Annotated in this window: 24 protein-coding genes; 2 read left to right on the plus strand and 22 right to left on the minus strand. The window is 47.3% G+C overall.

Going from position 1 to position 18,323, the window contains the following annotated elements:
* Positions 1–60 precede the first annotated feature (60 nt).
* The 18 genes from rplF to fusA form a co-directional block, all read right to left on the minus strand.
* The gene (gene rplF, locus G8759_RS00660; protein ID WP_162388477.1) at positions 61–618 is read right to left on the minus strand and encodes a 50S ribosomal protein L6; all 558 of its coding nucleotides are present in this window, start codon (positions 616–618) and stop codon (positions 61–63) included.
* A 13-nt stretch (positions 619–631) separates the two neighbouring features.
* Positions 632–1,030 carry a 30S ribosomal protein S8 gene (gene rpsH, locus G8759_RS00665; protein WP_162388478.1) on the minus strand — a complete coding sequence of 133 codons (399 nt, stop codon included), beginning with the start codon at positions 1,028–1,030 and terminating at the stop codon, positions 632–634.
* A gap of 90 nt (positions 1,031–1,120) precedes the next feature.
* Entirely contained in the window at positions 1,121–1,390 is a 270-nt protein-coding gene (gene rpsN, locus G8759_RS00670; protein WP_162388479.1) for a 30S ribosomal protein S14, read from the minus strand.
* Positions 1,391–1,399: 9 nt separating this feature from the next.
* Positions 1,400–1,957 (minus strand): 50S ribosomal protein L5, encoded by a 558-nt coding sequence (gene rplE / locus G8759_RS00675; RefSeq protein WP_167204290.1) that lies wholly within the window; start codon positions 1,955–1,957, stop codon positions 1,400–1,402.
* Positions 1,958–1,977: 20 nt separating this feature from the next.
* Positions 1,978–2,334 (minus strand): 50S ribosomal protein L24, encoded by a 357-nt coding sequence (gene rplX / locus G8759_RS00680; RefSeq protein ID WP_167204292.1) that lies wholly within the window; start codon positions 2,332–2,334, stop codon positions 1,978–1,980.
* A gap of 3 nt (positions 2,335–2,337) precedes the next feature.
* The gene (gene rplN, locus G8759_RS00685; protein WP_018618706.1) at positions 2,338–2,706 is read right to left on the minus strand and encodes a 50S ribosomal protein L14; all 369 of its coding nucleotides are present in this window, start codon (positions 2,704–2,706) and stop codon (positions 2,338–2,340) included.
* Between the two features lie 3 nt (positions 2,707–2,709).
* Complete coding sequence (gene rpsQ / locus G8759_RS36260; protein ID WP_167204294.1) at positions 2,710–3,081, minus strand: 30S ribosomal protein S17; 372 nt, start codon at positions 3,079–3,081, stop codon at positions 2,710–2,712.
* Between the two features lie 12 nt (positions 3,082–3,093).
* Positions 3,094–3,288 carry a 50S ribosomal protein L29 gene (gene rpmC, locus G8759_RS00695; protein WP_162388483.1) on the minus strand — a complete coding sequence of 65 codons (195 nt, stop codon included), beginning with the start codon at positions 3,286–3,288 and terminating at the stop codon, positions 3,094–3,096.
* A gap of 21 nt (positions 3,289–3,309) precedes the next feature.
* A complete protein-coding gene (gene rplP, locus G8759_RS00700) occupies positions 3,310–3,738 on the minus strand; it encodes a 50S ribosomal protein L16 (protein ID WP_162388484.1) in 429 nt (142 codons plus the stop codon).
* Between the two features lie 85 nt (positions 3,739–3,823).
* Entirely contained in the window at positions 3,824–4,729 is a 906-nt protein-coding gene (gene rpsC / locus G8759_RS00705) for a 30S ribosomal protein S3 (RefSeq protein WP_167204296.1), read from the minus strand.
* Between the two features lie 3 nt (positions 4,730–4,732).
* The gene (gene rplV, locus G8759_RS00710) at positions 4,733–5,125 is read right to left on the minus strand and encodes a 50S ribosomal protein L22 (RefSeq protein ID WP_162388486.1); all 393 of its coding nucleotides are present in this window, start codon (positions 5,123–5,125) and stop codon (positions 4,733–4,735) included.
* A gap of 76 nt (positions 5,126–5,201) precedes the next feature.
* Positions 5,202–5,480, minus strand: a complete 279-nt coding sequence (rpsS, locus tag G8759_RS00715; RefSeq protein WP_012930238.1) for a 30S ribosomal protein S19 — start codon at positions 5,478–5,480, stop codon at positions 5,202–5,204.
* A gap of 9 nt (positions 5,481–5,489) precedes the next feature.
* On the minus strand, positions 5,490–6,314 hold the full coding sequence (gene rplB, locus G8759_RS00720) for a 50S ribosomal protein L2 (RefSeq protein ID WP_162388487.1): 825 nt from the start codon (positions 6,312–6,314) through the stop codon (positions 5,490–5,492).
* Positions 6,315–6,344: 30 nt separating this feature from the next.
* Positions 6,345–6,632 (minus strand): 50S ribosomal protein L23, encoded by a 288-nt coding sequence (rplW, locus tag G8759_RS00725; protein WP_162388488.1) that lies wholly within the window; start codon positions 6,630–6,632, stop codon positions 6,345–6,347.
* Positions 6,633–6,634: 2 nt separating this feature from the next.
* Entirely contained in the window at positions 6,635–7,264 is a 630-nt protein-coding gene (gene rplD / locus G8759_RS00730) for a 50S ribosomal protein L4 (RefSeq protein WP_167204298.1), read from the minus strand.
* Positions 7,265–7,267: 3 nt separating this feature from the next.
* Positions 7,268–7,888 (minus strand): 50S ribosomal protein L3, encoded by a 621-nt coding sequence (gene rplC / locus G8759_RS00735; protein WP_162388490.1) that lies wholly within the window; start codon positions 7,886–7,888, stop codon positions 7,268–7,270.
* Positions 7,889–8,341: 453 nt separating this feature from the next.
* Entirely contained in the window at positions 8,342–8,647 is a 306-nt protein-coding gene (gene rpsJ / locus G8759_RS00740; protein WP_077922220.1) for a 30S ribosomal protein S10, read from the minus strand.
* A gap of 116 nt (positions 8,648–8,763) precedes the next feature.
* Positions 8,764–10,881: an elongation factor G gene (gene fusA, locus G8759_RS00745; protein WP_167204301.1), complete on the minus strand. Its 2,118-nt coding sequence runs from the start codon at positions 10,879–10,881 to the stop codon at positions 8,764–8,766.
* A gap of 212 nt (positions 10,882–11,093) precedes the next feature.
* Here fusA and G8759_RS00750 point away from each other — a divergent pair, with 212 nt between their 5' ends.
* Positions 11,094–12,884 carry an ABC transporter ATP-binding protein gene (locus G8759_RS00750; protein WP_167204303.1) on the plus strand — a complete coding sequence of 597 codons (1,791 nt, stop codon included), beginning with the start codon at positions 11,094–11,096 and terminating at the stop codon, positions 12,882–12,884.
* Between the two features lies 1 nt (position 12,885).
* Here the strand turns inward: G8759_RS00750 and G8759_RS00755 are convergent, their stop codons facing one another.
* Positions 12,886–13,599 carry a LexA family transcriptional regulator gene (locus tag G8759_RS00755; RefSeq protein ID WP_197933075.1) on the minus strand — a complete coding sequence of 238 codons (714 nt, stop codon included), beginning with the start codon at positions 13,597–13,599 and terminating at the stop codon, positions 12,886–12,888.
* Positions 13,600–13,719: 120 nt separating this feature from the next.
* On the opposite strand from G8759_RS00755, the gene G8759_RS00760 reads away from it, so the two are divergent.
* On the plus strand, positions 13,720–14,985 hold the full coding sequence (locus tag G8759_RS00760; protein WP_167204305.1) for a DNA polymerase Y family protein: 1,266 nt from the start codon (positions 13,720–13,722) through the stop codon (positions 14,983–14,985).
* A 106-nt stretch (positions 14,986–15,091) separates the two neighbouring features.
* Here G8759_RS00760 and G8759_RS00765 read toward each other — a convergent pair whose 3' ends face one another.
* The 3 genes from G8759_RS00765 to G8759_RS00775 all read right to left on the minus strand — a co-directional run bounded on the left by G8759_RS00765 (position 15,092) and on the right by G8759_RS00775 (position 18,296).
* The gene (locus G8759_RS00765; protein ID WP_167204307.1) at positions 15,092–15,898 is read right to left on the minus strand and encodes an AraC family transcriptional regulator; all 807 of its coding nucleotides are present in this window, start codon (positions 15,896–15,898) and stop codon (positions 15,092–15,094) included.
* A gap of 146 nt (positions 15,899–16,044) precedes the next feature.
* The gene (locus G8759_RS00770) at positions 16,045–17,076 is read right to left on the minus strand and encodes an SDR family NAD(P)-dependent oxidoreductase (RefSeq protein ID WP_167204309.1); all 1,032 of its coding nucleotides are present in this window, start codon (positions 17,074–17,076) and stop codon (positions 16,045–16,047) included.
* 359 nt (positions 17,077–17,435) lie between these two features.
* Positions 17,436–18,296 carry a pirin family protein gene (locus tag G8759_RS00775; RefSeq protein ID WP_167204311.1) on the minus strand — a complete coding sequence of 287 codons (861 nt, stop codon included), beginning with the start codon at positions 18,294–18,296 and terminating at the stop codon, positions 17,436–17,438.
* Between the last annotated feature and the right edge of the window lie 27 nt (positions 18,297–18,323).

Below are 18,323 nucleotides of genomic sequence, written 5' to 3' on the forward strand. Positions count from 1 at the left end.
GTGGTTTGTTGCTTGTCATTGACGTATGACCGTAAAACACAACAACAAACCACAAATCATTTATTTCTTCGACGAAGACTTACCAGCTTTACGGCGAACCTGCTCACCAATGAAGCGGATACCTTTGCCTTTGTAAGGCTCAACTTTACGGAGCGAACGGATTTTGGCCGCTACATCGCCGAGCAGTTGTTTATCAGAGCCTTCCAAATATACTTTCGGGTTCTGACCTTTTTCGGTTACAGCTGTTACTTTGATCTCTGTCGGAACGGCCAGGTACACGTTGTGTGAGTAACCGAGTTGCAATTCGAGAACATTGTTGGCAACTGAAGCCTTATAACCAACCCCGATCACTTCCAGATCGAGTTTGAAGCCTTCGCTAACACCCGTTACCATGTTGTTTACCAACGAACGGTAGAGGCCGTGCAGGGCTTTATGACGTTTTTGCTCCGTCGGGCGCGACACCTGGATCTGCCCATCTTCGACTGCTACCGAAATGTCCGGGTCAATCGTTTGGGTCAGCGTGCCTTTGGGCCCTTTCACAGTCACAACGTTCTGTCCATCTACAGACAGCGTAACGTTGCTTGGGAGGGCGATGGGTTTCTTACCTATGCGTGACATCGTTCAGTTCGGATTAATACACGTAACATAATACCTCACCACCCACGTTCAGCGTTTTCGCTTCTTTATCGGTCATAACGCCTTTCGAGGTCGAGATGATCGCGACGCCCAATCCATTCAGGATACGGGGTAGGTGATCAGCGCCCCGGTATTGACGAAGACCTGGACGGCTGATACGCTGTAGGTCAACAATAGCGGATTGCTTTGTTGTTGGATTGTACTTCAGAGCGATTTTGATCGTACCCTGTACTGAGCTATCATCGAACTTATAGTTCTGGATGTACCCTTTTTCGTACAAAACCTTTGTAATTTCTTTCTTTATATTGGAAGCAGGAATCTCCACAACCCGGTGCTTAGCCCGGATAGCGTTTCTGATACGAGTCAGAAAATCTGCTATTGGATCTGTATTCATTCTTTGCGTTGCGTTACTTGCAAACCCCTGTTTCCAAGAAAGTTCGCAAAATTACGGAAACTGAATTACAAATGGAAATGATGACTGGAACTACCAGCTAGACTTAGTTACACCTGGAATTTTACCGGCCGATGCCATTTCACGGAAGGTTACCCGCGAAATACCAAACTTGCGCATGTAACCCCGTGGGCGACCTGTGAGTTTGCAACGATTATGCAGACGAACAGGCGATGCATTTTTTGGCAGCTTGTCCAGACCGATGTAATCGCCAGCAGCTTTCAGAGCAGCCCGCTTCGTAGCATATTTAGCTACCAGTGCTTCACGTTTCCGTTCCCGTGCTTTGATTGATTCTTTTGCCATGTCGGTCGGTTATTTCTTGCCAGAATTTGCAAATGGCATACCCAATGATTTCAACAATTCGTAGCTTTCGTTATCGGTATTGGCGGTCGTCACAAAGGTGATATCCATCCCCGAAATCCGGGCTACTTTGTCAATACTAATCTCAGGGAAGATGATCTGCTCCTGCACGCCGAACGTGTAGTTGCCACGGCCATCGAATCCTTTATCGCTGATGCCTTTGAAGTCACGAACACGGGGCAACGAAACACTCGTCAACCGGTCCAGGAATTCATACATCCGCTCACCACGCAACGTTACCTTCGCACCAATGGGCATTTTCTCCCGTAGTTTGAAGTTTGAAACAGCCTTTTTCGACAATGTCGGAACGGCTTTCTGACCTGTGATGGTCGTTAATTCTTCGACGCCTACATCGACCAGCTTTTTATCTGCGACAGCGGCACCGATCCCTTTGTTGATAACAATTTTGCTCAGACGCGGAACTTGCATTACCGACTTATACTGAAACTTGTCTTTCAACTGAGGAACGACCTCGTTTAAATATTTTTCTTTCAGTCTTGGCGTTGCCATTTTCTTAGACCTGCTTAAGGTTATTTACGAACATCTGGGATAAAGTTGCCCGTCTTCTTCGAGAAGCGTTGCAGCTTGCCCTTGTCGTTCAACTTACGACCCGTGCGGGTAGGTTCGCCGGTGGCAGGATCAACTACTTTCAGATTACTGATATGAATTGAACCTTCCGTTTTTTCCAGGCTCCCCTGCGGGTTAGAAGCGGTTGGCTTCATGTGTTTGGTAATCATAGCGACGCCCTCAACGCGAGCACGGTCTTTTTCGACGATTACTTCTTTCACCACACCGCGCTGGCCTTTCGAGTTACCACCAATCACGAGGACCGTATCGCCCGTCTTGATGTGGAATTTGTGCTTCGGCAGCGTTATTTTCTTTTCCATTGCTTACAATACCTCTGGAGCTAACGATACGATTTTCATAAACTGCTTCTCACGCAATTCGCGAGCCACAGGTCCGAAAATCCGGGTGCCGCGAGGCTCATCGTTGTTGTTAAGCAGCACAGCCGCATTGTCTTCAAAACGGATGTATGAACCGTCTTTGCGACGTACTTCTTTTTTAGTCCGAACGACAACGGCTTTCGATACCGTACCTTTCTTCATACTGCTGGACGACAGAGCCTGTTTCACCGTGACGACAATCTTGTCACCGACCGATGCATAACGCTTACCTGTACCGCCCAGAACGCGGATAACTAGCACTTCTTTCGCGCCACTGTTATCGGCTACACCTAATCTAGATTCTTGCTGTACCATGGCTTACTTCGCTTTTTCGATGATTTCGACTAAACGCCAACGCTTATTCTTGCTCAATGGGCGGGTTTCCATCACACGAACAGTGTCGCCGATACCACACTCATTTTTCTCGTCATGAACGGTCAGTTTCTTTGTTTTCTTCTGAAACTTACCGTACAGTGGGTGTTTCACTTTGCGTTCGATCGCAACCGTGATTGTTTTCTGCATTTTATTGCTTGTCACCCGTCCGATACGCTCTTTCCGAGCGTTCCGCTCCGACGCCGTTTCCTCACTCACTGCTGGAGTTACGGGAGCGGCTGCCTGCGGCTGTTCTGTTGCTACGACCGCCGAAGCAGTTGCTTCTTCCTGCGGTGCTGGTGCTTGTTGCTCTTCCATCGTCGTATCTTATTAGGCTTGCCGCGATTTAACCGTCAGTTCTGTATTCAGGCGAGCAATCCGTTTGCGGCTCTCGCGGATGCGCATTGGGTTCTCTACCGGAGATACCGCATGTGCGAACTTTAGTTTCAGCAGGCGGTCCTGTTCCACACCGAGTTCGGTGCGTAACTCGTCAGCCGACAATCCTTTCAAATCTTCTTTTTTCATCTTGTTCGTCGCTTAGGGGGATTACTCGCCTTGCTCCTGATAATCGCGCCGGACCACAAACTTGGTCCGAACCGGCAGTTTTTGAGCTGCCAACCGCAGGGCTTCCATACCTGTTGCTAAATCAACGCCCGTTGCTTCGAACATTATCGTGCCGGGCTTTACTACGGCTACCCAGTATTCGGGTGCACCTTTACCTTTACCCATCCGTACTTCGGCTGGCTTCTTGGTGATCGGCTTGTCGGGGAAAATACGAATCCAAACCTGGCCTTCACGTTTCATAGCCCGCGTTACGGAAATACGAGCGGCTTCAATCTGACGGGCAGTGATCCGGCCTGGTTCCAGCGATTTAATGCCGAACGTACCGAACGCTATTTCATGGCCCCGCGATGCGATACCAGGAATCCGTCCTTTATGTTGCTTGCGAAATTTTGTTCTTTTTGGCTGTAACATAGCTCTAAAAGTTGCGAGTCGATAGTGGTTAGCCGTTAGTCGCTCACTTGCGGATGACTATCGACTGACAACTGATGACTAAAGTTTATCGTCTTGGTCCTCCACCGCCACGGTTACCACCCTGGCCACCACCGCCACGGTTACCACCCTGGCCACCACCGCCACCACGGTTGCCGCCCTGGCCACCACCGCCACGGTTGTTACCGCCACGGTCGTTACCACCACGATCACCACGGTTACGGCCACCACGGTCGTTTCCATCACGATCACCACGTGGGCCACGACGGTCACCACGGTCATTAGCACTGGCACTACGTTCGCCCGCCTGCGCCTGACTCATCATAGCCGCTGGCGACAGATCACGCTTACCGTATACTTCGCCTTTGAAAATCCACACCTTGATGCCGATTTTACCATAGACGGTTTGTGCTTCCGAAATAGCATAGTCAATATCAGCGCGAAGCGTATGAAGAGGAACGCGTCCTTCTTTATACTGCTCTGAACGGGCAATTTCAGCACCGCCCAAACGACCTGATACTTTCACTTTGATGCCTTGCGCACCCACCCGGATTGCCGACTGAATGGCTTGCTTCATGGCACGACGGAACGAAATACGGGCTTGTAATTGCTGAGCAATGGCTTCACCAACTAGTTTCGCATCGATTTCAGGCCGCTTAATTTCGAAGATATTGATCTGGACATCTTTGCCCGTAACCTTCTTTAATTCTTCTTTGATCTTATCGACCTCGCCACCACCTTTACCGATCACGATGCCTGGACGGGCTGTGTGGATCGTTAGGGTAACACGCTTCAAGGTACGTTCGATCACAACCCGTGCAATAGCTCCTTTCGGAATACGGGCTGCAACGTATTTACGGATTTTCTCGTCCTCAACGAGTTTATCTGCAAATTCTTTACCACCGTACCAGCTCGACTCCCAGCCTCGAACAATACCAAGTCGCAGGCCAACTGGATTAATTTTTTGTCCCATTTCTTAGTTCTCGTTTTCTGGGGTTTCTACTTCTGCCTGACCTAATACCGGCTGAGCAGCGCTGTCGACCACGATGGTGATGTGGTTTGACCGCTTCCGAATCCGGTGACCACGACCCTGGGGGGCGGGGCGCAGACGTTTCAGCATTGGACCGCCGTCTACGAAGATCGTTTTTACAAAGAGGTCGGCGTCTTCAATGCGCTCATTCTCATTTTTTTGTTGCCAGTTGGCAACTGCCGATAACAGCACTTTCTGCAATACGGCGGCACCGGCTTGCGGCTGATATTTTAACAGACCCAACGCCCGGCTAACGCGCTGACCACGAATCAGATCGGCGATTAACCGCATCTTACGGGGCGACGTGGGCACATCTCTAAGTCTTGCTACTGCTTCCATGTTTAGTCTTCAGTTTGCAGTTTGCAGTGGGCAGCTGACAAGTCATTATTGACTGCCTACTGCTTTCTGCTAACTATTATCGTTTGCCCTTGTCTTTCTTTGCGGTGTGACCCCGGAAGTTGCGCGTCGGCGAAAATTCACCGAGCTTGTGGCCTACCATGTTTTCCGTTACGTAAACCGGAATAAACTTGTTGCCGTTATGTACAGCAAATGTGTGGCCTACGAAATCCGGCGAAATCATTGAACGACGCGACCAGGTTTTGATGACCGATTTCTTGCCCGAATCATTCTGCGCCTGTACCTTGTTGTCCAGGCGAAAATCAATATATGGGCCTTTTTTGAGTGAACGTGCCATTGTTATCTGTTACTTTTTGCGTCGGCTAATAATCATGCTTTCTGATGCCTTGTTCTTGTTGCGGGTCTTTTGACCTTTAGCGAACTGGCCATTGCGCGAACGTGGGTGACCACCGGAAGCCCGGCCTTCGCCACCACCCATTGGGTGATCGACAGGGTTCATAACCACAGCACGAACACGTGGGCGACGGCCTAACCAACGGTTACGACCTGCTTTACCCACTACAACGTTCATGTGATCTGGGTTCGATACAGAGCCAACCGTTGCCATTCCAGCACTCAAAACCCGACGGGTTTCACCAGAAGGAAGACGCAGGATTGCATATTTATCTTCGCGACCAACCAACTGAGCATAAGTACCGGCAGAACGAGCCATTGCAGCGCCTTTACCGGGAGTCAGTTCGATATTGTGAACAATCGTACCGATTGGCATAGAAGCTAATGGAAGGGCATTACCAACGTCGGGGGTTGCACCTTCGCCAGACTGAATCGTCTGACCTACTGTGATACCTTGTGGTGCAATGATGTAGCGTTTCTCTCCGTCAGCATATTGTACCAGCGAAATGCGGGCTGAACGGTTTGGATCATATTCTACAGTCAAAACTTCGGCGGGTTGGCCGACTTTATCGCGCTTGAAGTCAATAATACGGTAATGCCGCTTATGACCTCCACCAATGTAGCGCATAGTGCGATGGCCTTCATTATTCCGGCCACCGGTTCTCTTTAGGGGCTCCAGCAGGCTTTTTTCCGGCTTGGAGGCTGTTATTTCCGCAAAGTCGGGTGCCACGCGAAAACGTGTACTCGGCGTTATTGGTCTTAGTTTTTTAACTCCCATGACTGATTAATTGGTAGGGCAATGCCCGGTTTACAAGTCAGCGTAGATATCGATTACTTCGCCTTCTGCAACCGTTACGATTGCTTTCTTGGTAGTTGGGGTCTTGCCCGTTACAACGCGTCCGTTGATATTCTTGCTGCGCTTTTTACCAAGCGACCGCAATGTGTTTACAGACTCGACGTTTACGCCGTACAATTTCTCGACAGCTTTAACAATTTCGAGTTTGTTCGCTTTCAATTCAACCTCAAAAGCATACTTCCCCTGCTTGTTAAGGCCCGTCATTTTTTCGGTGACGATTGGTCGTTTTAGTACGCTCATGATTATTTGTCGAACAGCGTTTGGATGGTTGACAAAGCTTCTTCGCTGATCAGCAGTTGGTCGGCGTTTATCAGATCGTAGGTATTTACCTGCGATGCGGTTGTCACTTTTGCCTTCTGCACGTTCCGGCTCGATAACACAACGTTCAGATTCACATCCGGCAGGATAAGCAGTGTTTTACGGCCTGTCAAATTCAGGTCACTCAAAAACTGTATGTAATCCTTCGTACGGGGCGACTCCAGCGTAATGCTGTCAATAACCGAAATCTTTTCGGCCTGCGCTTTAGCGGCAAGAGCCGATTTGCGGGCCAGCGATTTCACTTTCTTGTTCAGTTTGAAGCTATAATCGCGGGGGCGAGGTCCGAAAATCGTACCACCACCAACGAATACCGGCGATTTAGCGCTACCTGCGCGAGCACCACCTGTACCTTTTTGCTTCTTCAGTTTGCGGGTTGAGTGTGCATTTTCAGCGCGCTCTTTCGCTTTGTGCGTTCCCTGACGTTGGTTAGCCAGGTATTGTTTCACGTCGAGATAAATCGCGTGTTGGTTCGGCTCAATACCGAAAACCTCTTCCGGCAGCGTGACCTTCTTGCCCGTGTCCTCGCCCTTGCTGTTATATACGATTACGTCCATGGCCTATTTCTCAATAATAACGTATGAATTTTTGGCTCCTGGAACTGAACCACTAACAACGAGCAGGTTTTGCTCAGACAGAACGCGCAGAACGCGCAGGTTTTGCACCTTTACGCGGTTACCGCCCATACGGCCGGCCATGCGCAGACCTTTGAAAACCCGTGATGGGAATGAGCAGGCACCGATCGAACCTGGGTGACGACCCCGGTTGTGCTGGCCGTGCGTTTGACCGCCAACACCGGCGAATCCGTGACGCTTCACAACGCCCTGGAAGCCGCGCCCTTTGGCTGTTCCGACTACGTCAACGAAGTCGCCTTCGCCGAATACGTCGGCCGCCGTGAGCGTATCACCCAGGTTAAACTCTTGTACGAATTCTTTAAATTCGACGAGTTTGCGCTTAGGTGTGGTACCAGCTTTTTTGAAGTGGCCCAACTCCGGCTTGTTGGTGTGCTTTTCTTTCTTGTCGCCAAAACCCAGCTGCACAGCCGCGTAGCCGTCTTTCTCGACGCTACGAACTTGGGTTACGACACAGGGACCTGTTTCAATCACTGTACATGCCAGAGCCTGCCCGTCCGCATTGTACACGCTGGTCATCCCGATTTTCTTGCCAATTAAACCAGACATTTGTGTTTGTTTAAAGTAAGCAGGTAATTGAAAAATTATTCCCGTCCTCAGTCATGCAATACCAGTCGCATTACCTGAATCGGGCCGCAAAGGTAGGCAAATTGTCGGATGAATCCTATATCTGCTTAACAATCAGGGCCAAAAAGACATAAAAAAAGGTCCGGCGCATAACACCTGACCTTTCATGGGCAGACAATACCTTGCAGAACAAGGTTTGTTTGCCCAAAAGTCAGATGTGGTTTCCACTTTATAGCGGACCTTCACCTTCGTATATCTTCGACTCTAGCTCGAGTTTGGGAGTGCAAAAGTATAAAATAGTTGGGAGAAATGGAAAATATATTTTGAAGTATTTTTGAATCATTATCTGTGTGCCCCAATGAATTAAACAAAAGCCGCCAGCCTGACACGTTTACGTATCATACTGGCGGCTTTGTAAGCCTGTAGCAAAATCAGTTAGACTTTGATCTCTACATCAACACCACTCGGCAATTCGAGTTTCATTAATGCATCAACCGTTTTAGCGCTGCTGCTATAGATGTCGACCAGACGCTTGTAGGTGCACAGTTGGAACTGCTCCCGCGCTTTCTTGTTGACGTGGGGTGACCGCAGTACGGTGTAAATCTCTTTGTCGGTCGGAAGAGGGATGGGGCCACTGACGATAGCGCCCGTCGATTTTACGGCCTTTACGATTTTCTCCGCCGATTTGTCAACCAGCATATGGTCAAACGATTTCAGCTTAATGCGAATTTTTTGGCTCATTGTGTTGTGGTTCGTTATTTGTTTATACGAAGTGCCGCCGAAAGAACCATTTACTCCGACAGCACAAAAAATGGGCAGTAAGCAAATATCAACTTACTGCCCAATATCGAATAGGCTTACGCCTTCACTGTACCTTTTTCTTTGGCTACAACCGTGTCTGAAATGTTCTGTGGCACAACTTCGTAGTGCGAGAACGTCAGGTTAGCTGTAGCACGACCAGATGACATCGTCCGTAAATCCGTTACGTAACCGAACAGTTCCGATAGGGGAACATCGGCCTTGATTACCTGCGATCCGGCTTTCGTATCCATACCTTTCATGACACCACGACGACGGTTCAGGTCACCCGTGATTGGACCGGTATATTCTTCTGGTGTCAGTACTTCAACTGCCATGATTGGCTCAAGCAGTTTAGGACCAGCCTGACGAGCTGCTTCACGGAAGCCCAGACGAGCCGCCATTTCAAAAGACAAAGAATCGGAGTCAACGTCGTGGTACGAACCGTGGAACAACCGAACTTTCATGCTTTCGAGCGGGAAGCCAGCCAACGGACCGTTCTTCAGCGATTCGTCAAAGCCTTTCTGTACAGCTGGGATGAATTCGCGAGGAATCACACCACCGACAATACCGTTTACGAATTCCAGACCAGGCTGAACAACACCATTTTCGTCTTGGCCCCGTGGTCCGAGTTCAAATACGATATCAGCAAACTTACCACGACCACCCGTTTGTTTCTTGTAAACTTCACGGTGTTCAACGTTTTTGGTAAGTTTTTCTTTGTAGGCCACCTGTGGAGCACCCTGGTTTACTTCCACTTTGAACTCACGACGCATCCGGTCGATGATGATTTCAAGATGAAGCTCACCCATACCACGGATAATGGTCTGACCGGTTTCTTCGTTCGATTCAACCTTCAAGGTTGGATCTTCTTCGATCAGTTTACCGATAGCTTTCGAGAAGTTATCCTGATCGGCTGATTTCTTCGGTTCGATAGCATATCCGATAACTGGATCAGGGAATACCATCGACTCCAGAACGATTGGGTGCTTCTCATCAGACAGGGTATCACCCGTCTTGATGTCTTTAAAACCCACCACAGCACCGATATCACCAGCTTCCAGACGGTCGATCTGGTTCTGCTTATTAGCGTGCATCTGGAAAATCCGCGAAATCCGCTCTTTGTTACCCGAACGGTTATTCAGGATATAAGAACCTGACTCCAGCACACCCGAGTAAGAACGAACAAAGCACAAACGACCTACGTATGGGTCGGTTGCGATTTTGAACGCCAGAGCCGAGAATGGTTCGGTAGATGACGGCTTACGTGAAATCTCTTCACCCGTGTTTGGGTTGGTGCCTTTGATGCTTTCTTTATCCATAGGCGATGGCAACAGAGCCATCACGTAGTCAAGCATGGTTTGAACACCTTTATTTTTGAACGAAGACCCGCAAAGCATCGGCACAATTTTCATGCTGATGGTAGCTTTACGAAGAGCCGCCAGGATTTCGTCTTCCGAAATTGACTCTGGATCTTCGAAATATTTCTCCATTAGGCTGTCGTCGAATTCAGCAACGGCTTCAAGGAGTTTTTCGCGCCATTCGGTGGCTTCTTCCAGCATATCGTCTGGGATAGGAACTTCCCGGAACGTCATACCTTTATCGTCTTCATTCCACTGGATACCGCGGAAGTTAACGAGGTCAACTACACCTTTAAAGTTCTCTTCTTCGCCGATTGGCAATTGAAGGGGAACAGCGTAGCTACCCAACATTTCTTTTACCTGTTTGCACACATTCAGGAAGTCGGCTCCCGAACGGTCCATTTTGTTAACGAAGCCCAGACGAGCTACGTTATAGTTGTTGGCCAGACGCCAGTTGGTTTCTGACTGTGGTTCTACACCATCAACGGCGCTGAAGAGGAACACCAGACCATCAAGAACGCGTAGCGAACGGTTCACTTCAACGGTGAAGTCAACGTGGCCTGGCGTATCAATGATGTTGATGTGGTATTTCTTGTCCCGGTAGGTCCAGTCAACGGTCGTAGCAGCGGAAGTGATCGTGATACCACGCTCCTGCTCCTGCTCCATCCAGTCCATCGTGGCGGCACCATCGTGTACCTCACCGATTTTGTGGCTTACCCCGGCGTAATAGAGAATTCGTTCGGTTGTGGTCGTTTTACCTGCGTCAATGTGAGCAGCGATACCGATGTTTCTCGTGAAATTTAAATCGCGAGCCATTAGCTTGTTATACTGAGAGTTATTTAATTCTAAAACAGCAGGAAGGAGCCGCAAAGTTCGCAAACGGCACCTTTCACGAATCAGGTCGCAAAATTACTGAAAGCCAATCAGAAAACAAATGAATAAACTAAGAATATAACGAAAACTCTTCATCTTTTTTGTCAATTTTGTTTGTTGAATGCATTACAAAATCGTGTCTGTAACTTAGAATCATGCAAAATCCATATATAACCCTACTTCGAACAGCCTGGACGTATGCCCGGCACGAAAAGAGGCAGTATATACTGGTTTATTTCCTATTTATTATGGCCAATGTAGTGGCGGCTATTCGTCCGTTGCTATTCGGGTGGTTTATTGGGGAGCTTCAAAAGCAGGACACAGCCATTTTACGGCTGGTATGGCTTTATGCGGGTGGTTATGTAGCCCTTGAACTATTAGAATGGGCTTTTCATGGACCGGCAAGGGTTATGGAACGGCGATTGGCTTTCAATTTAAGCCGTAATTTTCTGGACGAATTATTTCACCAGACCCTATACCTTCCTGTTGGCTGGCATAAAGATCACCACAGTGGAGCAACGATCAATCGAATACGAAAGGCTTACGATGCCCTGAAAACGTTTTTTCAGGACGGCTTTATTTATATACAGGCGCTATCCAAATTCGTGTTTTCATTTGGAGCAATGCTATTCTTTTCTCCTTTATTTGGGCTGGCAGGTGTTGCTTTGGGTGCCTTAACTATTTGGGTTATTCTCCGCTTCGACCGTCCTTTCATTAAGGCACTTGACGAGACGAATGAACGCGAACACGTTGTTTCATCGACTCTGTTCGACAGTTTATCCAATATTATTACTGTCATAACCCTACGATTAGAACAACGGATTCAGGAAAGTTTAGGCAGTAAAATCGCGGCCGTTTTTCCGCCGTTCATGAGACAGGTACGAATCAATGAGTGGAAATGGTTTGTAGCATCAATGTTGGTAGCGCTTATTTATATTGTACTGGCAACAGGCTATGTTTACCAGCATTACACACCAGGTCAGGTCTTTCTTATTGGAGGTTTAGTAACACTGCTGGGCTATGTGAACCAATTTACGAGTGTTTTTCATGATGTAGCCTGGCAATATACACAGATCGTACAGTTTAATACGGATGTTCAAACGGCACGGGGTATTAAAGAAGCTTATGGTCAACACGAACGGCCAGATTACGAAACATTACCCGATAGATGGCAAACTATTGACATAGCGGGACTCAATTTCTCACATAGTCACTCAGGCTCAACCGATCGTAAAGCCCCGAACTTAAATAATCTAAAAATTAGCCTAAGCCGAGGTAAACGAATTGCTTTTATTGGGGAAAGTGGTTCTGGCAAGAGTACCCTATTAACGCTCTTGCGCGGCTTATATGCACCAGAACCCGGCTTGTCGGTGTGGGTAGATGGTCAACATTTTTCCAATCTAAACGGTGTTTCTAACACGGTAACGCTGTTTCCGCAGGAACCGGAGATTTTCGAGAACACAATAGCTTACAATATTACTCTTGGCTTACCCTTTGAGGATGATGAGATTACCCAGGTTTGTCAAATTGCTCGTTTTGATGATGTAGTCAGGCAATTACCGAATGGTCTCGAAACGAATATTCAGGAAAAAGGCGTGAATCTGTCGGGTGGCCAGCGGCAACGACTAGCACTGGCACGGGGCATACTAGCCGCCCGAACGAGCGATATCGTACTCCTGGATGAACCAACAAGCAGTGTAGACCCCAAAACTGAGCTAGCTGTTTATCGTCAGCTTCTGCGCGAATTTTCTAGCAAAGCCTTAGTATCAACTCTTCATCGACTCCACTTGCTCCCGCTGTTCGATTATATCTACATTATGCAGGATGGCCGCATTGTCGATGAAGGTAATTTCTCAACGCTGCTGACGCGAAGTTCTACTTTTCAGGAAATGTGGGCGCATCAGAAAGAAGCCTTGCAGGCTGAAAACCAGCAAGTCGATAGCTAATTTATTCTACTGGTGCTTCTACGATTGTTACAATCTTCCACATTCCCCGGATATCCTGTAATGGAACCGTTACGTTCCCTCCATTTGGATTATCAGAGTGAAGTGTCAGGTATTTCCGGGTGATCAGTTCATTGTCGCGGATACGCTTCACAACAAAATAATCACGGTACATGACGGCATAAACACCCCCAGATTGATACTCCCAGTCACTTTCGCTAATCCGTACCGCTAATACTTTGGCTCCGTGGGCGAGTTGTGGGCTCATGCTATTGCCTGAGATTTCCAGCACAACCGCCTGCCTATGCCCTTTCATGACGGGTTTTCGAACCCGGAATGATTCTGTTTCTGATGCGCTGGAGCCATCGGCATAACTCTCCACAAATGTGGCGTAGAATCGAACCGGCACAAACGGCACCTCGACGGTTTCATCATCGGATGACATCATTTTTGCATTGGGCTCCGGCGAATTCAGCACAGGAAGAATCCCCCGTATCAGGTAATCTGCACTGATTTGAGGATAACACGCCAGTAAACTCATGATGGTGTCATACGATGGTTTGGCCCGCCCATTCAGAATGTTATAAAATTTAGACGGGTTCTCGCCTAATTCTTTGGCAATCTGATAGATAGTAATGCCCAAAGCATCAAACACCTGCTTTAATCGATCTTGTATAGTCACTGCGTCATTAATTTTTTCTAAACATTTTCCTGCCATTGTCGTATAGATTGTTGACAGTATAATACAAGTAAAATATATTGCGCTTGTATTACAACAAACATACAACAAATACAGACGAATGAATAGGCCAAAAGACACTTTCTTTTCGTAAAATTAATGAACCGCAACCGACTCACGACGCATACTTCTCCAACGGTACTGTTTGTCGACATGAACAGTTTCTTTGCTTCCTGCGAACAGCAGGAAAATTATTGGCTGCGTGGGCGTCCTGTGGGCGTATGTGTGTATACTGGTCGGCATGGTTGTGTGATTGCTCCCTCGATAGAAGCGAAACAGAAAGGCGTGAAAACAGGAATGCGGCTTGACCAGGCCATGTTCTTATGCCCCGACTTAGTACCAATAGAGACACACCCAAATCGGTATCGGGAATATCATACCAAGATTATTGCCGTTCTGCGTACGTTTTCAGACGATGTGGTTCCAAAAAGTATTGACGAAGCAGTCGTTGATCTGACGAGTTACCAACTGGTTTATAAAGACATGCAACTGGTGGCACGAAACATCAAGCAGGCGATTCGGGAGAAAGTGGGCGATTATCTGCAATGTTCTATTGGGATTGCGCCTAATGTATTTTTGGCAAAACTGGCATCAGATATCCAAAAACCAGATGGCTTAACCATCATTACGCCAGATACGATCGACAACGTGCTACAAACGCTTTCTCTGACTGATCTGCCCGGCATTGGGCACCGCATGGCCGCACGGTTACAGGCAGGAGGAGTATATACTCCGCTCGACCTCCGTTATGCCTCCCCAGATCACCTGAAGGCTATCTGTAAAAGTATTATTGGCTGGCACTGGCATTTGCGTCTAAACTTTGGCGGAGAGGTCGATTTACAAACGAACGACGCCAACAAAAGCATGTCTGCCATGCGAACGATTTCGGCTGAACAGCGGCACACCCCAGAACGATTAGACGAATTACTTCAGTCGCTCTGTCTTACACTCGAACGAAGGATGGTGAAGCAGGGCGTATTTTGCCAGGATATGTCATTCTCATGCCGATACCATACAGGCAAGACCTTTAACTACGAAGCTCATTTTCCCGAACCAAAACAGGATGGTATCGAACTTTATCAGATTATTAGGGAGCGATTGGATAAGTTTCAGGCAGCTCATCGTTGTGAACCCGTTTTAAACGAACTCCTGCGAACCATGTGCGTGGTTGTTTTCCGGTTCATACCAACCGAAGTAGTACCACTTAGCCTGTTTACTGATACGACTCGTAAGAATAAATTTCGGCAAACACTCTATGATCTGAAAACAAAGTTCGGCCCCGATAAGCTCGTTCGCGCTACGGAGCTTCGGGAGAATCCTGTTTATAGAGATGTAATTGGATTTGGGAATATTAAGGATTTATAACCTGTTTTGAGCACAATCTATTGTCATTGTACAACTCAGGGCTGCTTGTAACAGAAAACTATAATCAGGCATTTCAATAAGTTATCGCGACGATGTTGTCAGTTAGCTAATTCACTATTTCGGTTGGCGCATACCCATAACGTTTTCTAAAGGCGTAGCCAAAATGGGATAGATTCTCAAAGCCGGCCTCCAGATAAACCTCGGAAGGTTTTCGCTTCTTTTCCCGGATCTGATAATGAGCGAGTTCCAATCGCTTATCCATAAGCCATTTTTGTGGCGTAGTCTGAAATACTTTTTTAAAATCCCGCTTAAATGTGGTCAAGCTGCGGCCAGTCAGGTAACCGAACTTATCCATCGACATGTTGAACATGTAGTTCTGCTCCATGAAATCAACCAGACTTAGCTTGCCGGGCTCATCAAAGTTAGCCAGCAAATGGTCGATATTGGGATCGATCGTCCTAAGTATAGTAATGGCTTCATCTATTTTTATGGCAGCAATCGTATCCGGCAATGATTCTTTCAGCTCAAAATAGGGAATCAAGGAGGCTAGACAGCTTTTTAGAAGCGGATGCTGGTCAAATGTGTGGAATTTCGGAGGCTGCATCTGTTTAACGTCAACCTTATTTTTAGCATAAAACCCGGTTAATCGACTTTTAGTCAGATGCATTACTACGGATTGGTGCGGCAAACCGTCTTTAGGATAATTGATTACCGTCACGAGCTGATTACGGGGAAATAATAAGATATCGCCAGCACCGAACCAATGAACCTTATCCCCTTGCACGATCTTGGTTTCTCCTGAAATAAACCAGACCAGCAAATGATGCTCGAACAGCACGTCGGCTTTATAAAACTTGTCATCGAAGGATGATAGCTTCAGGTCAGGATGGATATAGTAGGCTTGATATCCCACGATTTTTAAAGGCTATGATACAAAACAAACTCGTTGTGAAATCTGACCGTCATACAAATGGCAAACCCATCGACCAGGTAAAAAGGTAGAGTCTTAAGCGCTACCTTTTTACCCGTTTTAACCCATCGATAGGCACAAAACAGATCTTACTCCGTTACAAACGAAACGCCTGTTAACTCTTCACTCAACGTCCACAATCGTTTCGCATTTTCCGCATCGATTGAATAAGGTTTTACACCGCGAAGTGTTAGCGGGTCATCATAGTGATGATCAATGTTTCCCAGATCTAATTCGGCCACATCAGCATTTTCACAATACACACCGCCCAAATTAGCCAGTTGCGGGCTGGTTGCGCACCAGACAGTTGTTGCGGCACCCTGTGGAATTGTCTTTAGTTTCTGTGCAACCTCAGGAAACAGATTACCTTCGTTATCATGAGTGCCCATTTGTTGAAATAATTCCATGGGAGCAACCCGCCCTAGATCAGTTCCATTAACGGACCCCGGATGAAGCGAAAAGGCACGAACACCAAACGCTTTTGCCCGCGAATCCAGTTCTACAGCAAAAAGATTATTTGCTGTTTTAGACTGGCCATAGCCTACCAGGGTTTCATAGGTCCGGTGTTCAAAATTGGGGTCTTCAAAGTTAAATGGAGCCATCTGATGACCAAAAGAAGAGACACTAATTACTCGGGCATCGCCCGATTTTTTTAGAGCTGGCCAAAGCCTTGCCGTGAGTTGAAAATGTCCCAGATGATTCGTGGCGAGTTGAGATTCATATCCCCGTGCATCACGCTGGAGCGGTACCCACATTATACCCGCATTGTTGACTAATATATGCAGTGGACTGTTGGTACTGAGGAATTTTTTAGCAAATGCATCAATAGAAACCGAATCCATCAAATCCATCGGCTCGATAAGAATGTTCTGGATGCCTTCCAGATTTTTTGCCGCCTTGTTAACGTCACGAGCGGGCACCACAACGTTAGCTCCTGCTTCGACAAAGGTTTTAACCGTTTCTAACCCTATTCCCGCATAGCCACCGGTTACGATGGCCGTTTTTCCACTAAGGTCAATTCCTTTAATAACGTCATCGGTGGTGGAAGTGGCTGTAAAACCCGAATGGATTGGCTTCTGCTGAGCCCCGTTGGCATAATCTACGCTTATTTCTTGTTCCATGATTTAAGAGATAAATGGTTGGAACAAAAGTAGGCCGATCGGATTTTGACGGTTTTGTTTTAAAGGCCTTATTTATTTGTTTTAAAGACCATCAGGCATACCAGCCACATTATTTGGTTGGGGAGGAGCAGGTATCCAGGAAATTATCGCTCGTTTTGTCTTAGGCCTTTTGCTCAGAAGCGTTCATTCAGCTTCCAAACCCGCACGGCTGTCGCACAATCCAAATTGCTCTTCAGCCTAAATCTGAGCGTACGTGTTTATGGATTCCAGTTAAACGTCTCCCACCGATTTTGGGCGAACCCTTTCCAGTCGAAAAAGTCGTTGTGCAATGACCACACGGGTTTAGAAAGCAAGCAAAACTAATTCAGTACACCCATGCGTCCAGCCTGAAAGTCATTAAATGCTTCTAGTAGCTCTTCCCTGCTATTCATTACAAAAGGGCCATAAGCCGCCAGAGGCTCATGAATTGGCTCACCAGCCAGGATGAGTAATTTGGCATCTGTCGTGGTCGAAAGCGTAATCGACTCGCCATCGTGATTCATTAAAGCAATCTGTCCACGTTGAAGTGATTCACCGTTCAGAGCTGTCGATCCACTTAAGACATAAACCATCAGCGTATAATCCGTAGGCACCTGGATAGTTTCTGACTGGCCCGCCGATAATGATAAGTCAGCAAGAATCACCGGACTAAAAGTCTGAGCTGGTCCTTTCAAGCCCGACAGTTCACCGGCAATTACCCGAAGTTGTCCACCGTTAGCCAGTGTTGCCGTCGGAATTCTTGATGATGCAATGTCCTGATAGCGGGGTGGCCTCATTTTATCTTTAGCTTGCAGATTAACCCACAATTGTACGAAATCCAGCTGACCGCCCTGACGCGAAAATTCTTTCTCGTGTTTTTCTTCATGGATAATGCCCGACGCAGCTGTCATCCATTGTACATCACCGGCAAAGATTTTACCATGGTTACCAGCCGAATCACGGTGTTCCAAAGCACCTTTATAAACAATTGTCACTGTTTCAAAACCCCGATGCGGATGTTCATCAACCCCTTTCGGTTTATTGGAAGGTTGTACGGTCATTGGCCCATGGTGGTCTAGAAGCAAAAATGGATTAAATGGTCTGGACCCTTGTGGATGAAATGCATTTAAGCCAATAAAGCCATCACCAACATTGTTTGGGGTAGCCGTATGCATTGCCGAAATAGTGCGTTGTGTTGCCATAATTGATGTATATACATTTAATACATC

Source organism: Spirosoma aureum (assembly GCF_011604685.1).
Classification (GTDB): domain Bacteria; phylum Bacteroidota; class Bacteroidia; order Cytophagales; family Spirosomataceae; genus Spirosoma; species Spirosoma aureum.